This window comes from Pseudoflavonifractor phocaeensis, from assembly GCF_021531815.1.
Taxonomy (GTDB): domain Bacteria; phylum Bacillota; class Clostridia; order Oscillospirales; family Oscillospiraceae; genus Lawsonibacter; species Lawsonibacter phocaeensis_A.
Genome location: NZ_JADYUM010000005.1, coordinates 95,241 through 111,056 on the forward strand (window position 1 = coordinate 95,241; position 15,816 = coordinate 111,056).

Annotated in this window: 12 protein-coding genes; 7 read left to right on the plus strand and 5 right to left on the minus strand. The window is 63.6% G+C overall.

Translation table 11 applies throughout. From position 1 onward, the window contains the following. Positions 1-21 precede the first annotated feature (21 nt). From I6E42_RS04585 to murJ, 5 genes are read right to left on the minus strand one after another with little or no spacing between them, the layout of a single operon-like run. A complete protein-coding gene (locus tag I6E42_RS04585; RefSeq protein ID WP_235370747.1) occupies positions 22-522 on the minus strand; it encodes a DUF4330 domain-containing protein in 501 nt (166 codons plus the stop codon). Next, positions 519-1,025: a DUF4330 domain-containing protein gene (locus I6E42_RS04590; protein ID WP_235370748.1), complete on the minus strand. Its 507-nt coding sequence runs from the start codon at positions 1,023-1,025 to the stop codon at positions 519-521. Before I6E42_RS04590 ends, I6E42_RS04585 begins: the two co-directional genes overlap by 4 nt. Then, positions 1,026-2,147 carry a glycosyltransferase family 4 protein gene (locus I6E42_RS04595; protein WP_235370749.1) on the minus strand — a complete coding sequence of 374 codons (1,122 nt, stop codon included), beginning with the start codon at positions 2,145-2,147 and terminating at the stop codon, positions 1,026-1,028. Then, positions 2,144-3,604, minus strand: coding sequence for an O-antigen ligase family protein (locus I6E42_RS04600; RefSeq protein WP_235370750.1), 1,461 nt, complete (start codon positions 3,602-3,604; stop codon positions 2,144-2,146). Before I6E42_RS04600 ends, I6E42_RS04595 begins: the two co-directional genes overlap by 4 nt. A gap of 3 nt (positions 3,605-3,607) precedes the next feature. After that, a complete protein-coding gene (gene murJ, locus I6E42_RS04605; protein ID WP_235370751.1) occupies positions 3,608-5,170 on the minus strand; it encodes a murein biosynthesis integral membrane protein MurJ in 1,563 nt (520 codons plus the stop codon). 252 nt (positions 5,171-5,422) lie between these two features. Between murJ and I6E42_RS04610 the strand changes: the two genes are divergently transcribed. The 7 genes from I6E42_RS04610 to I6E42_RS04640 all read left to right on the plus strand — a co-directional run bounded on the left by I6E42_RS04610 (position 5,423) and on the right by I6E42_RS04640 (position 15,783). Further along, on the plus strand, positions 5,423-8,302 hold the full coding sequence (locus I6E42_RS04610) for a phosphodiester glycosidase family protein (RefSeq protein WP_235370752.1): 2,880 nt from the start codon (positions 5,423-5,425) through the stop codon (positions 8,300-8,302). A 31-nt stretch (positions 8,303-8,333) separates the two neighbouring features. Next, the gene (locus I6E42_RS04615) at positions 8,334-8,834 is read left to right on the plus strand and encodes an O-acetyl-ADP-ribose deacetylase (protein ID WP_235370753.1); all 501 of its coding nucleotides are present in this window, start codon (positions 8,334-8,336) and stop codon (positions 8,832-8,834) included. A gap of 188 nt (positions 8,835-9,022) precedes the next feature. Continuing rightward, the gene (locus I6E42_RS04620) at positions 9,023-9,742 is read left to right on the plus strand and encodes a ClpP family protease (protein ID WP_235370754.1); all 720 of its coding nucleotides are present in this window, start codon (positions 9,023-9,025) and stop codon (positions 9,740-9,742) included. A gap of 314 nt (positions 9,743-10,056) precedes the next feature. Further along, a complete protein-coding gene (locus I6E42_RS04625) occupies positions 10,057-10,893 on the plus strand; it encodes an undecaprenyl-diphosphate phosphatase (protein WP_235370755.1) in 837 nt (278 codons plus the stop codon). Positions 10,894-11,156: 263 nt separating this feature from the next. After that, positions 11,157-13,922, plus strand: a complete 2,766-nt coding sequence (locus tag I6E42_RS04630) for an FtsK/SpoIIIE family DNA translocase (protein WP_235370756.1) — start codon at positions 11,157-11,159, stop codon at positions 13,920-13,922. Positions 13,923-14,005: 83 nt separating this feature from the next. Beyond that, positions 14,006-15,217, plus strand: a complete 1,212-nt coding sequence (locus I6E42_RS04635) for an MFS transporter (protein ID WP_235370757.1) — start codon at positions 14,006-14,008, stop codon at positions 15,215-15,217. Between the two features lie 38 nt (positions 15,218-15,255). Beyond that, complete coding sequence (locus I6E42_RS04640; protein ID WP_235370758.1) at positions 15,256-15,783, plus strand: hypothetical protein; 528 nt, start codon at positions 15,256-15,258, stop codon at positions 15,781-15,783. Positions 15,784-15,816 lie beyond the last annotated feature (33 nt).

A 15,816-nucleotide genomic window follows, 5' to 3' on the forward strand; every position in this document is an offset into this window, starting at 1 on the left:
AAAGCCGCTCCTTACTGTGGTTTAGGGGAGTTGGATATTGGAGATGCTGCCGACAAATTGGACGTATTTGGTGCAGAAGGTCCGGGCGGAGTTGACCCCCAGGTCGTAGATCCGATTCAGAAGGACCCGCCCGTCGCTGACGATGCCCTCCCCCTGGACGGTCAGGAGCAGGTTGGAGCTGTCCTCGGCGGGGACCATGTCTACAGTGCCGTCGATGAACTCCGCGATGCGGGAGCTGGGCAGCACCTCGACGGACACGATGGTGCCCAGGGCGCCGCCGCTGTTGCGGTCCTTTTCATACAGCAGGTCGCCCTCCTGAATGGCGTCGCCCACGTAGTTCCGGGTGCCGCTGACCAGGATCTGGTAGGTGATGGGGACGTTGGTCACGCTGGTGCTGGTGTGGGACAGGTGGTTGTTTTTCATGTTGAGGGCGGCGGCCAGTACCAGGACCACGGCCACCACCAGTACGTCGATAACGCTGACCTTGCCGAAAAGACGGCCGTTCCGGTCGATGATCTTCATTTCAGACCCTCCCGTTCGATGGAGATGATGGGGCCGCTGGCCATATAGCCCTCGCCCCGGATATAGGCCACGGCGCCTACCCGCAGGTCGTAGCCGCCGCCCACGGTGATGGCCTCGTCGCTGGTGGTGCAGGGGGATTCCACGGTGACCAGAATATCCTCGTAGCCGGGGATCTCGGCCAGCACATACTGGCGGCTCTGGTGGTCCAGCTGGAGGGACTGGGCTGGGATGACCTGGGCGGAGACTACGGTGCCCAGCTCATAGTTTTTGATGTTGTCCACCAGCTTGTCTCCCGGCTCGATCAGGGCGCTGGTCCCCTCGAACCACTTCTGGAAGCGGACGGTGTACCGGACGGTGGCGGTGTTGACGGTCTCGCCCTCCGCGGGGGCGGCGGGCTTCATGGCGCTCCACAGCAGGAAGGCGCCCACCGCCAGGGCCAGTACCAGGACGATGCCGTCAAACAGGTTCAGGCGCAGGCGGAATTTCGGTGTGTTCTGTTCCATTTATTTTGCTCCTTTCAGGATGTTCCGGTAGATCTGCTCCGTGTTTCGGGCGAAGACCTGGCCGGTGAACTGTGTCTCAAACCGCTCCAGGGCCTTCTGTCCCATGGCGGCGCGCTTTTCGGGCCGGTCGATCAGGCCGGCCATGGCTTCGGCCAGAGCCTCGCTGTTCCGGCTGGGGAAGACCAGGCCGTTTTCCCCGTGGCTGACCACCCAGGGATTGCCGCCGTAGTCGCTGACCACGGAGGGAAGGCCCAGGCTCATCCCCTCCAGCAGGGCCATGCTGGTGGCCTCGGTACCGTAGGAGGCGTTGAGCTGGACGTCCAGGATGTTGAGCAGGGCGGCCACGTCAGACCGGAAGCCCAGCATCTGGACCACATCCTCCACCCCCATCTCCACCACGGCCCGCCGGACCTCCTCCTCGAAGGTGCCGGTGCCGGCAATCAGAATGCGGAAGTTGGAGTACCCCCGGTCCTTCAGTAGCTTGGCGGCGTGGACCAGGTAGAGGTGGCCTTTGTAGTCCTCCAGCCGGGCCAGGATGCCGAAAACGCAGGCGCCGGCGGGGATGTCCAGCTCTCCGCGGAGGGCGGCCTGCCCCTCCGGGGAGGTCCGGGGCACCGGGGCCACCCCGTTCATCACCACGGTGATCTTTTTGGGGGAGATGCCCGCTTCGGTGAGGTTGTCCCGGGTGGCGGGGCTGACGGCGATGATGTGGTCGGCGTAGTGCTCGTTGAGCAGCTTGTTGACCCACCGGCCCGGGGGATATTTCAGCTTGGCGGGGACGGGAAAGGCGGAGTGGCGGCTGTACACCACCGGCACATGGCACCGCTTGGCGGCCACCCGGCCGGAGAGGGCACCGTGGGTGTGGACCAGGTCGGGCTTCACCCGGCGGATCAGGTCCTCCAGGGCCTTCACATCCTCCTTGGCGTAGGAGCGGTCGGCCATGCCGTCCACCTCACAGACCTGGGCCCCCGCCTCCTCCAGAGAGGGCTTGAGCAGGGAGCCCCGGGGCACGGCCACCAGGGTCTCGAAGGCGTCCCGGTCGGCGTAGCGCAGGTAGTTCAAAATGACCCGGCCCGCGCCGCCGATGTTGGTGTCGCTGATGACGTTGAGCACGCGGATCATACCAGCAGCCTCCCTTCGGGCAGGGAGCTGCGCCGGGCGGAAGCGGCCCCCAGGGCCAGATAGGCCCAGAACAGGAACATGACCCGGTAATTATAGAAGGAGTAGTCCGTCATGGCCTGGACCAGGAAGCCGCACACCCCGGCGGTGAAGGCGATCTGGAGCAGGCGGCTGGTCCAGGACTTCTCCTTGGACAGGGCGGAGCACAGCATGCGGAAATAGACGAACAGGAGCAGCAGGAACACGGCCAGGGCGGCGATGCCTGCGTCGCAGACGATCTGCAGAAACAGGTTGTGGGAGTGGGGGGCCTCGATGGCGTTGTAGCTGTAGGCGGGGTAGACCATGTTGAAGGCCGCGTCCCCAGGGCCGATGCCGCACAGCCAGTAGTCCTTCAGCATGGCCAGCACGCCCATCCAGATATAGACCCGGTAGGAGGTAGAGTTGTCCCCCAGGTTGCCGATGCTGGTGAACCGGGAGATGACAGTGTCGGGGAGAACAAAGTACAAAGCGATCAGTGCGAAGGGGGCCAGCAGGATGAGCCTGGGGTTGAGCAGCACCATGAATACCGCTCCGGCGAAGAGCAGGCCCAGCCACGCCCCCCGGGAGAAGGTGAGGATCATGCACACGCACATGACACCGCAGCAGCCAAAGTAGAAGATCCGCTGCCCCCAGGTCTTGGAGGACAGCAGCTTGGCCCCGCCCAGGGGGATGGCCAGAATCAGGTACTGTCCCAGCATGTTGGGGTTGTCCAGGGTGGAGGGCACCCGGAAGCTGATGGAGGAGAACATGTCGCTGTCCACCCAGGCCGCCGACTGGTAGCCCCAGCCAAAGAGGTACTGGAGGATGCCGTAGAAGGACACCAGGGCGGCCGCCAGCACCATGAGGGCCACCAGGGTGTCCAGCTGCTTTTGCCCGGTGACGGCGTTGTAGAGCACCACGGCGAAGAGGATGAAGCCCACGGAGAGCAGTCCGGGCTGGAGGCTCCCCCGCAGGTTGACGGAGAACAGGGTGCCCGCCAGATAGACGGCGGCGTAGAGGATGATATAGCGGTTGATGGGGGCCCAGGCCAGTTCCCGGTTCCGATCCCGGACTAGGTTGAGCAGGAGGGAGGCGTACCCGATGAGGGCCAGCCCCAGTACCACCAGGGAGGGACGGAATTTGCACAGGGCCGGCGCCAGAACCACCGGAATGGCGCACCACACCCAGGTCTGGGTGAAGACGCTGCCGGCGAAAAGCTTATCCAGCCGGAGCAGCTCATACAGCCGGCACAGGGCCCGGCGTACCAGGGACCACAGCTTGAAAAAGACGCTGCTCTCCGAGGCGGCTCTGCCCCACCCGGCGGGGTGGAGGAACCACTGGATCACGCCGCTGCTGTTCCACTGGCGGCCAAACCAGAGGCACAGGGCGTTCAGCCAGCGCCACAGAAGGCTGCCGTCCAATATATTTTTTACTTGTTCCATAGCTCAGCCTCGCTTCCGCAGTTGTTTGAGTAAGTTGACAGACAATTTGGCCTCCTGAAGCCCGAAGACCAGGGCCAGCAGGAAGTAGACCGCCACCCCAGCCAGGGCGCACAGCCCCAGGCTGACCAGCTCCCCCAGCTTGCCGCCGGGGAGAAGGGGGGACAGGCCCTTCAGGGCCAGCCAGGCGCAGACGCCGGTGGCAGCGGCCGCTGCCGTCATTTTCACCAGGTCCAGCACCATGTCCCGGTCCAGGACTCCCAGGCCCTTCCGCTCCATGGGGAGCAGGAGGAGGAGAGCGTACACCGTGGAGGACACCGCCGAGGAGAAGGCCAGTCCGGCAACCCCGAAGGGGCCGGTGAGCGCCGCGCACAGGACGATGTTGACCACGATGGACACGGCCCCGGCCACCAGGGGCACCCGCCCATTCTGCTGGGCGAAGTAGGCCCGACTGAGGATGTTTTGCAGGGCGTAGCCCGTCATCCCTAGGGACAGCCACACCAGGGCGGTGGAGGTGATGCCGGTGGCGAAATCACCGAACTCCTGCCCGCCGTATATAAAGGAGATCAGGGGCCGGGCCACCGCCATCAGACCCGCCGACATGGGCAGGACAAAGAACAGGCTGCTGTGGATGGTCTGTCGGATGGTGTCCCGGAAAGCGTTCTGCTGTCCGCCGGCGGTGAGCCGGGACAGCCGGGGAAAGATCACGTTGGTGATGGAGAGAATAAAGGTGCCCGCGATCACGGTGTAGAGGTTGTTGGAGTACTCCAGAGCGGACACCCCGGCCCCCTCGTACAGCCGGGAGCCGAACCGGGAGTTGATGGCCAGATTGATGGGCTGCACCCAGGTGGACACCATCACCGGGCCCATGAGGGCAAAGACCTTTTTCATGCCCTCGGACCGGAAGTTGGGGTCGGGCCGGAAGCGGTAGCACAGCCGCCCCAGGGGCGGGACCTGAATGACTCCCTGAAGCAGCCAGCCCAGCAGGTAGGCCAGGGCCAGGCCGTAGATGCCCAGCTTGGCGTCCAGCAGGAGAAAATAGAGGATGATGACCAGATTGGACACCGTGGACATGAGGGCGGGGGCGGTGAAATGGTCCTGGGCCTGGAGCACGCCCACCAGGGAGAAGGCGATGCCAGAGAACAGGACCGTAGGGAACATAACACGGGTCAGGGATGAAGCCAGGGCGGTGGTCTGGGGGTCGGCGTAGTCGGCGAAAACGGCCACCAGCGCCTGGGGGAAGGCCATGCCCAGCAGGGTGAGGGCTGCCGTCAGCAGGGCCATGACGGTGATGAAATTACCCGCGAAGCGGAACGCCTCTTTTTTTCCCTCCTTCTCCAGATACTCGCTGAAGACGGGGATGAAGCAGGCGGCAATGGCCGAGGCGAAGACCGCGTCAAAAAAGACGCGGGGGATCCGGCTGGCGGTAAAAAAGGCGTTGGCCTCCATGCCCACGCTGTAATGGACGGCCAGCAGCCGGTCCCGGTAAAGGCCCAATACTTTACCGATCAGAGTGACGACCATCACCATGCTGATGGTTTTGGTCGCGTTGTTCTGCCGTTCTTCCACGGCGGTTCCTCCTTGCAATAACGTGTGGCGTGATGGGATAAAAAGCCATCATAAGCATCTCATTGTACACCAAGATCAACCTTTTTTCAACCTCTCCCCGCACCGTTCACAGCTTATTCACAGTTGACCGGGCGGTCCGGTTATTTCCAGGGGCTTTTCCCGGCATTCTCCCTTTTTGCCATTGCAACCCCAGGGAGGACCTGATATAATGTAGGGCGTTCCTCAGGTTTACATATTGCAAAAGGAGTACCCATGAAACATACCGCTGTACCTCAGATCCTGCGCAGGGCCACGGCTCTGGCCCTGGCCGTCCTGCTGGCTGTCCCTGCGGTCTATGCCGCCGCGGGAGAGCCGAAGCTCCAGACCACCACCGAGCTGGTGGAGGGGCTGACCTACCAGAACACCGTCACCGTCAACAACTCCAGCCGGGTGGAGAGCTTCTCCATGGAACTGGAGGAGGGGAGCGGGGCCTACCCCATCCTGCTCCAGGCCTCCGGCACCGTCTACGGCGCTGCCACCATCAACAGGGCGGTGAGTTACGCCCAGGAGCTGGGCTACCATGTGCTGGGCGCCGTCAACACCGACTTTTTTTCCACCACCTCCGGCGTGCCCATCGGCATCGTCATCGAGGACGGTGTGTACAAATCCAGCCCGGAGAACGAGGCTGCCATGACCATCACCGGCGGGCGTGTCTCCTTTACGGAGACGCCCCAGGTGGAGCTGACCCTGACCAACCAGCGGGACGGGAGACAGGTGGCCCCTCATCATCTGAATAAATGGCGCAGCGCCAGCGGCGGGATGTACCTGCTGAACCAGGACTTCTCCACCGTGTCCACCCGCACCGCCACCCCCGGCTGGTATGTGCGAATGAAGGCGGTGACCGGGGAGGGGGAGGAAGCGGCCCCACTGACGGTGAACAGCACCATGACGCTGGAGGTCACCGAGCTGCTGGACAGCGACGAGGCCGTGTCCATCGGACAGGACGAATATATTCTCACCGCGGATGACAACTCCGGTTACCGGGAAGTGTATCAATCTTTTCAGGTCGGGGACCTGGTCACCTTGACCACAATCTGTCAGGATGAGACTCTTTCTGAGGCCCAGTGGGCCGGCGGGATCGGGGACATCATGGTCCGGGACGGCCAGATCACCGACAGCTCCACCTGGACCTACGCCAAGGATGGACGGGCTCCCCGCACCGCACTGGGGGTCAAAAAGGACGGAACCCTGGTGGTCTACGCTGTGGACGGCCGCCAGTCGGGCTACTCCATGGGCCTGAGCCAGATGGACCTGGCCGAGGAGATGCGGGACCGGGGCTGCGTCTGGGCCGTCAATCTGGACGGCGGCGGCTCCACCGCCATTTCCGTGTGGCTCCCCGGCCAGTCCGGCCCCAGCGTCCGCAGCATCCCCTCCGACGGCAAGCCCCGCAGCTGTGCCACTTACCTGCTCCTGGTCACCGATGAGGCGGGAGACGGGAGGGCGGACCGCCTGGCCATGGAAGAGGACGGCCTCGTCGTGCTGGCCGGCTCCGACCTCACCCTGCCCGGGACCGTGGTGCTGGACAGTGGGCTGAACATTTTGGACCGGGAAGTGACCGATCTGACCATTACCTCCCGGGAGGGCCTGGGGGACGTGGAAGATGGCGTCTACCGGGCCGGGAGCCGGGCGGGCACCGATACCCTCCGCCTGCGGTCCCGGAAGCTGGGGGTGGAGGGCACGGCCCAGGTCCATGTGGTGGACCAGCTGACGTCCCTCACCGTCTCCAAGGCGGGTAGCTCCGCCGTTCTGACTGCCCTCACCGTCAAACCCGGCGAGAGCGTCCAGCTGGCCGTCACCGGCAGCTATTGGAACCGGACCGCCCTCCGGGATGGGAAGAATGTCACCTGGACCGTTACCAACGGCGTGGGCTCGGTGGATGAAAACGGCCTGTTCACCGCCTCGACAACAGGGGGGAGCGGGACTATCACCGCCGCCGCCGGAGGCGTGACCCAGACCATCCAGGTGTCCACCACCAATGTCCACAACGACGTGACGGAGGACCACTGGTCCTACGAGGCGGTGGAGTACTGCTACCAGCACGGCATCGTGGGGGGCATTTCCGCCACCGAATTCGGCCGGGACTACCAGATCACCCGGGGCGACTTCATGCTCATGCTGTATAACGCCGTAGGAAAACCTGCCGTCACCAAGAACTGTGACTTTAACGATGTGTCCCCCACGGATTATTATTACCAGGCCCTGTCCTGGGCTCAGAACGCCGGCCTGGCTTCGGGGGTCGGGAACGGCGCCTACGCCCCCATGAGCAATATCAGCCGGGAGCAGGCCTTCACCATTCTGCGCCAGGCCATGCCCTACCTGGGCAAGGTGTGCCCGGACGGCAGTTTGAGCGTGCTGGACCGCTTTGCCGACCGGTACCAGATCGCCGATTACGCCAAGGGACATACCGCCACCCTGGTGGCCCAGGGGATCGTGGGCGGCACAGGAAACGGCATCTCTCCCAAGGGCAATCTGACCCGGGCGGAAATGGCGGCCCTGCTGTACCGGATCATCACCTATACCCCCATCACCGATCTGCCCACAGACCCGGCGGAACCTGAGATCCCCGCGGAACCCGAGACGCCGGCGGAACCCACACAGCCGGAGCAGCCCGCCCTGCCCGACCCCAGCGGTTTTACCCTGACTCTGGACCGGACGGAGGCCACGTTGAAGTCCGGGGAGAGTCTGGCACTTGCCGCTGCTTTGGAGCCCGCCTGGGAGGGCGCGGAGATCACCTGGACCAGCGGAGACACGGAGGCGGCTGTGGTGACGGAGAAAGGGGTGGTCACTAACCTCTCCACCGGGGCTGAGGACAGAACAGTCACGGTCACGGCACTGTGGAACGGTCTGACCGCCGCCTGTACCGTGACCTGCCAGTCCGCTGACCTCACCGGAACCGTGGTGAACGCGGAGAAGGGCCTGAACGTCCGATCCGGCCCCGGGACCGGGCACGCGGTCATCGGCGGTCTGGCCAACGGGACCCAGGTGGTGGTCCTAAGCGCGGAGGACGGCTGGTGCCATGTGCTGTACCGGAACAAGGCCGGACAGGCCGCCCTGGGCTACGTGTCCGGGGACTACATCCAGCTGTCCAAGTAAGGACAGAACATCAAAAGAAGGGGAGAGGACCATGAAGCTCAGTCTCTATACCGGAGACATCACCAAAATGAAGGTGGACGCCATCGTAAATGCCGCAAACAACTCCTTGCTGGGAGGCGGCGGAGTGGACGGGGCCATCCACCGGGCGGCGGGGCCGGAGCTGCTGGCTGAGTGCCGCGCCCTCCACGGCTGTCCTACTGGGCAGGCCAAGGCCACCAAAGGCTACCGCCTGCCCGCCAAGTACGTGATCCACACCGTGGGACCCATCTGGCACGGCGGCAGTCACGGGGAGGCTGGGCTGCTGGCGGATTGCTACCGGAACTCCCTGGCGCTGGCTCTGGAGCTGGGCTGTGAAACCGTGGCCTTCCCCGCCATCAGCACTGGGGTGTACCACTATCCCCCGGAGGAGGCCGCCGCCATCGCTGTCTCCACGGTGCGCGGCTTTTTGGCAGAACATCCCGGCGGTCCAGAGGTCATCTTCGTCTGCTTCAACGCCGCCGCAGAAGCGGCCTACCGTAAGGTTTTGAACTGAAAAAAGAGGTGCGGTCCCCGGGACCGCACCTCTTGGCGTTTCTTTCAAGTTTTTCTCCTGCTTCCACACCCGGACGGCCAAAAGAGAGCAAATACAATCGAAAAGTAGGGCGTCCTTTTTTGATGGTCCGGGAGTAAAAAACTCCCTTCCGGCACAATCTATCCGGGAAAGACGAGGAGGGGATTGGTTTGGAAGAAAAAGAGGAGAAGCGGGAGGTCCAGGACCAGGAACAGGTCATCCAGCCCATTGTGGACTTCGGGTCCTCCCTGATCCAGACGGAGAAGGGGACCATCTATGTGCTGACCATCGTGGGACAGATCGAGGGGCACCAGCTGCTGCCGCCCACCAGCAAGAGCACCAAGTATGAGCATGTCCTGCCCCTGCTGGCCATGGTGGAGGAGAGCGACCGGATCGACGGCCTGCTCATCCTCCTGAACAACGGAGGTGGAGACGTGGAGGCGGGGCTGGCTATCTCAGAGCTGATCGCCTCCATGTCCAAGCCCACGGTGTCCCTGGTGCTGGGGGGCAGTCACTCCATCGGGGTCCCCCTGGCGGTGTCGGCCAAACGGTCCTTCATTGCCCCCTCGGCGGCCATGACCATCCACCCGGTGCGGCTTAACGGTCTGGTCATCGGAGTGCCCCAGACCTTCTATTACTTCGAGCGCATCCAGGAGCGGATCATCCAGTTCGTTACTGCCAACAGTGCCATCAAGCGGGAGGACTTTACACGCCTGATGCTCCAGACGGGGGAGCTGGCCGCCGATGTAGGCAGCGTGATCTACGGGGAGGAGGCGGTGGAGCTGGGCCTCATTGATAAGATCGGCGGCCTGTCCGACGCCCTGGACTGCCTTCACGGGATGATCGGGGAGAAAAAGCGGGACCACGGCGCACCGGAAGAAAAGAAGTAGAGCGGTCCCATGGGGCCGCCCTCCCGATGGCACACGCCGGTCACAGGGGCGTCCGGAAGGCCGCCCCTACGATCGGGATTCTGTGTGTCCTGTAGGGCCCGATGACCCCATCGGGCCGCGCCGTATGCCTGAGCGCCTTAGATTGAGGACGTGGTCAGAATCGTTTGGGTAGTGGCGGACCCCATGTGGCTGCCCGTCCAAAGGTTTTCATCCGGATTAAAGAGAAACGAGGGAAAAGGCTGGAATTCTCCGCTACCTTGTGTTAATATAGTATAAGTGATTTTATTGGCATTTCGCCATTGGAGGTACATATCGTGACGTATCTGATGTCTGCCGTTTTGGGCTTCGTCCAGGGCGTGGCCGAGTTCCTGCCCATTTCCAGCTCAGGCCATCTGACCCTGCTGCAGCACTTTTTCGGAATGGAGGAGCCGGACAACCTGTTCAACATCCTGCTCCACTTTGCCACCCTGCTGGCGGTGTGCGTCTACTATTTCCAGGACGTGGTGGAGATGGTGCTGGAGTTCTTTCGGGCCATTGGAGACATGTTCTCCCGCCACCCCTCCCGGGGCAATCCCCCGGAGGCCCGGAGGTTGGTGCTCCTGATTATCGTGGGCACCCTGCCTCTGTTCGTGGTCATGCTGGTGAAGGACTATGTGGAGGCTCTGGGGAGCAGCCCCGTGTTTGTCAGCTGCGCCTTGCTGGCCACCGGCTGTATCCTGTTCCTGTCCGACCGGATGGGAGGCGGGCGGAAAACCGCCCGGAACGCCACCTTGAAGGACGTACTGCTGGTGGGCCTGGCCCAGGGCTGTGCCACCATTCCTGGCCTGTCCCGGTCCGGCTGCACCATCTCCGCGGGCATGGCCGTGGGCTTTGACCGGAGGTTTGCCGTCCGCTATTCCTTCCTGCTGTCCCTGCCCGCCGTCCTGGGCGCCACCCTGCTGGAAGTCAAGGATGTGATCGGCGCGGAGGGCGGTCTGGCCGAGGGTGTGCTGCCCATGTACCTGGTGGGCATGGTCATTGCTGGCGTGGTGGGCTACTTCTCCATCCGCCTGGTGAACCTGCTGGCGTCCAAGGGCAAATTTGGCGCCTTCGCCTACTACTGCTGGGCGGCAGGCATTATCTCCCTGATCGCGATCTTCATGGGCTTTTAAGGAAAAAAGCCAAATTTGCCCAGGCCGCCTGCAAGGCGGCCCGCCGCTGTGCGGCGGCGGCGTACGGAATGACGATTCCGTACGCCAAGACATGAAATCAAGGTTTGTTCCAAACTTGTTGGGAGACAAGTTTGGAACAAATTTGGCGCCTTCGCCTACTACTGCTGGGCGGCTGGTCTGGTCTCCCTGGCGGCAATTTTCATGGGCTTCTGAGACAACGTATCACCCCGCGACACCATACTCCGGAAAGGAAAGAAACGCCTATGGCAACGACACAAAAGAAAACAGGAGGCAGCCGTTCCGCCTCCTCCGCGGGAGGAAAACGGGCCGCCTCCGCGTCCGGTACCTCCCGGGCCAAGAGCGGGGGAAAGGGGAGGGCGGCGCAGCCCACCCCCCGGCCCTTCCGCCGGGAGGTGGGGGCGCTGGTCTGCCTGCTGCTGGCCATTTTCGCCTCCTTCGGCTACTTTCATGTGGAGGCCATCTTCATCGACTTCTTCTGCGGCCTGCTCAAGGGCCTGTTGGGCTACGGCTTCTGGCTGGTGCCTCCCGCCCTGGTGCTGGGGGCCTACATCCTGGCCTTCCACCGGGGCCGTCCGGTGCGCCTGCGTCTGATATGTGCCCTGCTGCTGCCGCTGCTCTTCTCCTGTCTGGTCCACGGCCTGCTGGCGGAGCCCCTGCCCTGGGACGGCGCCCTGCTGAAAAGCCTGTGGGAGAGCGGAGAAGTGATGAGGTCCGGCGGCGCCGTGGGCGGCCTGCTGGCCCAGGGCTGCGTCACCCTGTTCTCCGCGCTGGGGTGCACCATCCTGTTCGCCATGGCGGGCATCCTGTCGGGGCTGGCCGCCTTTAACCGCTCCATTCTGGATGTGGCCGACTGGATCTTCAACCGTCCCCACTATGACTATGAGCCGGAGCCTGAGCCCCAGCGGCCCCGCCGGGTCCGCCGGGAGGAGGAGCGTCCCGCCGCCTCCGAGGTCCTGTCCCAGACCGCCGCCCGCCGGGCGCCCATTGACATCCCGGTGGATGACGGTCCGCTGGTCCGGGAACAGGAACAACCCCAGCCAGCCCCGGAAAAGAAAAAACGGAGCTTTTTCGACCGGAAGCCCAGGGTGCCGTCGCCCGACCAGGTGCTGACCGGAGCCGTCCAGGAACCAAAGCCCGCACAGCCGCCCCAGCCGGAGGAAAAGGAACCGGAGTTCGTCACGGAACCCATCGTTCCGCCCCAGCCTATCCCGGTGGTGCCCCCGGTGACAGCGGCTCCGCCCGGCCCCGCCCCGGTCCAGCCCAAGCCCGCGCCAGTTCCCGCCGCTCCCGCTCCGGAGCCTGTCTCCGCCGCCCCGGTTCCGGAACCCGCCCAGGCCAAGGCCAAGCGCCAGGAGCTGGAGCAGGAGGCGGCCCAGGTGGCCCAGGACATTCAGGGCAGCCTGAGCCAGGGGACCCCGGCCTATCAGTACCCGCCCCTGTCCCTGCTGAAAGAAGGACCGGGGGACATCGGCGGGGAGGCGCTGGCCGAGCTGAACGCCAACCGCCAGCGGCTCACCGACACCATCCACTCCTTCGGCATCGACGCCAATATCATCAACGTCACCCGGGGCCCCTCGGTGACCCGGTACGAGCTGGAACTGGACCAGGGCGTGCGGCTGAACAAGCTGACCAATCTGGCCGATGACATTGCCCTGGCCCTAGGGGCTACCGGCGTGCGTATCGCGCCCATCCCCGACCAGATCTCCATGGTGGGCATCGAGGTGCCCAACAAGATGGTCTCTCCGGTGAACATCCACTCGGTCATCGGCTCCAAGGCCTTTACCGACAGCGCCTCCAAGGTGTCCTTCGCCGTGGGCAAGGACATCGGCGGCAACCCCATTGTGGGCAATATCGCCAAGATGCCCCATCTGCTCATCGCCGGTACCACCGGCTCCGGCAAATCGGTGTGTACCAACTCCATCATCACCTCCCTGCTCTACAAGGCCACTCCCGAGGAGGTCCGCCTCATCATGGTGGACCCCAAGATGGTGGAGCTGGGGATCTACAACGGCATCCCCCACCTGCTCATCCCCGTGGTCACCGATCCCAAGAAGGCCGCCGGGGCCCTCCAGTGGGCGGTCACCGAAATGATGAAGCGCTACCGCACCTTCTCCGAGGTGGGGGTGCGCAAGCTGGAGGAGTACAACGCCCTGGCCGCTAAGACCGAGGGTATGGAGAAGATGCCCTACATCGTGGTCCTCATCGACGAGTTGGCCGACCTGATGCTGGTGGCCGCCAAGGAGGTGGAGGAGTCCATCTGCCGGGTGGCCCAGATGGGCCGTGCCGCCGGGATGCACCTGATCATCGCCACCCAGCGGCCCTCCGCCGACGTGATCACCGGCCTGATGAAGGCCAATATCCCCAGCCGCATCGCCTTCGCCGTGGCCTCCTCTCTGGAGTCCCGGATCATTCTGGACATCACCGGCGCGGAGAAGCTGGTGGGCCGGGGCGACATGCTCTACTTCCCCCTGGGCAGCGGCAAGCCCACCCGGGTCCAGGGCTGCCTCATCTCCGACCAGGAGGTGGCGGCGGTGGTGGACTTCGTGAAAAAGAGCGGCTCGGCCCAGTATGACGACGCCGTCATGCAGGAGATCGAGCAGCACGCAGCTGAGAAGGAGAAGGGGGCCAAGGGAGTGGGCGGTTCCGCTCCCGAGGACGTGGACAGCGAGTACGACGAGCTTATCGACGCCGCCGCCGAGGTGGTGGTGGAGACGGGACAGGCCTCCGTGTCCATGCTCCAGCGCAGGCTGAAGCTAGGCTACGCCCGGGCCGCCCGGCTGGTGGACCAGCTGGAGGAGAAGGGCATCGTGGGTCCCTTCGAGGGCAGCAAGCCCCGCCAGCTCCTCATCACCAAGGAGCAGTGGCAGGAGATGAAGTACCGCCAGGGCATCACCACGGAGCCGCCTGCATCGCCGGGCGCTCCTGTGCCTGAAACGGACCGGGAGCTGGATCCTCCGCCTTTTGATGTGGAGGAGGCCCTGGACAGGACGGAAGAAGATACGTTATAAAAATTCGAGGACAGGGAAGGCCACCGGAGGAGGAGCCTGCGGCGGCTTTTCAATACTGTGTGCGGAAAGAGAGAGAAGAACGGATGGAGCCATCCAAAAAGAGAGCCGTCCGGCTGTTTGTGCTGGTATTGATCTGTGTGGCTGTGGCCGACGGCCTGGGCGCGAAAACCTTTTCCAATTATTTTAACGAGGTGTACCATATCGATTCCGTCCAGCGGGGATTTCTGGAGATCCCCCGGGAGAGCCCGGGCATCCTGTGCATGGTGCTGGTGGCCGCGCTGGGTTTTCTGGGAAACCTGTGGATGGCGGTCATCGCCCAGGCGCTGATGCTGGTGGGACTGGTGGTCATGGGCTGCTTTTCCCCGGGGTACGGCGTGATGCTGGCCTTTCTGTTCATCCACTCCATGGGCCAGCACCTGTTCATGCCCCTGAACGACTCCATCTCCATGGAACTGGCGGAGCAGGGAAAGGTGGGAGCCGGCCTGGGCCGGTTCAAGGGGGTGACCACCCTCACCTCCATGGTGTCGGCCTGTATTGTGTTCGTGGGCTTCCGGTTTGGGATCTTCACCTTTGAAAGCAAAGTCATCCTGCCCTTTGTGATCGCGGCGGGTGCAACGGCCCTGGCTGTTTTTCTCCTGGCGGCCATGGTCCGCGAGATGGGGAAGACCGGAGCGGTGAGCAACCACAAGCTGCTCTTCCGCCGCCGGTATATGCCATACTACATGGTCACTCTGGCCTATGGCTGCCAGAAGCGCATCCGGATCGTCTTCGCGCCCTGGGTCGTCATCCAGCTCCTGGGCCAGGGCGCGGACACGGTGGCCCTGCTGACCATCGCCACCCACCTGGTGGGGACCTGGATGGCGCCCCGGATCGGACGGCTGCTGGACCGGCTGGGGGTCAAGAAAATGCTGTGGATGGAGGCGGCTTATATTGCCGTCACCTTCTCCGTCATGGGCCTGATGGCAGGGCTGCTGGCCAGCGGCGCCTTCGCCGCCGGCGGGTGGCAGACCTGGCTGGTCTTCGGGGCCTATGTGCTGTGCGTCCTCTTTGAGCAGTTCAGTATGGTCCACTCCTTTATGATGCGGTCTATCGCCCTGGACCCCAGCGAGGTGACCCGCACCCTGTCCGTGGGCCTGAGCGTGGACCACGTGATGGCCATTATCGCCTCGCCTATCATGGGCCTGGTCTGGGAGGGCTGGGGCGTCCAGTATGTCTTCTACCTGGCCGCCCTGTCCGCCCTGCTTCAGGTGGCCGCCGCGGCCATGACGGGAAAGGAACAGAAGGCCGGCGTATAAATATACCGGTATATTTGAGATAGAAAGGAATCAAGGGTATGGGAATGAAAATGCTGCTTGCTTTGGCTCTGTCCGCCACGCTGGGATTGGGTCCTATCCTCGGAGAGGGAACAGAACTGCCCCGGACCTTTGAGATGGAAAGGCCGGAAAGCCAGTCAGTGGAGGAGCAGGGGAGCATGGAAGCGGTTCTGCAGGAGCGGGAGCGCCTGTTAAAGAACTCGGGACTGTCTTATTTTTACGAGCCCTACCCCGGAGAGCTGGGGACCCTTTGCGTGTCCGGCCAGACGGGGACCACCCACGGCACTGCCACCAGCATGCTCTATGTGTCCAGAGACGGGACCAGCGTCGAGATCGTGGACCTCCTTCCCCATTACGGCTTCGGGGCCTGCTATTATGTGTGTCCCCGGGACATCTCCTTCCGGGATGGGGGAAAGACCTTGACCTTTATCACCCCCGTGAAGGAGGTGCTGGACTGGGAACAGGACCTGTACCGGGACTGGGGGGACACGCTGTGTGAGTTTGATACCCAGTCCGGCGCCATGCGGTCCATGACCCCGTTGGAATAAATATTTCAGTTTTATTAAATTTGCCCCAAGCCT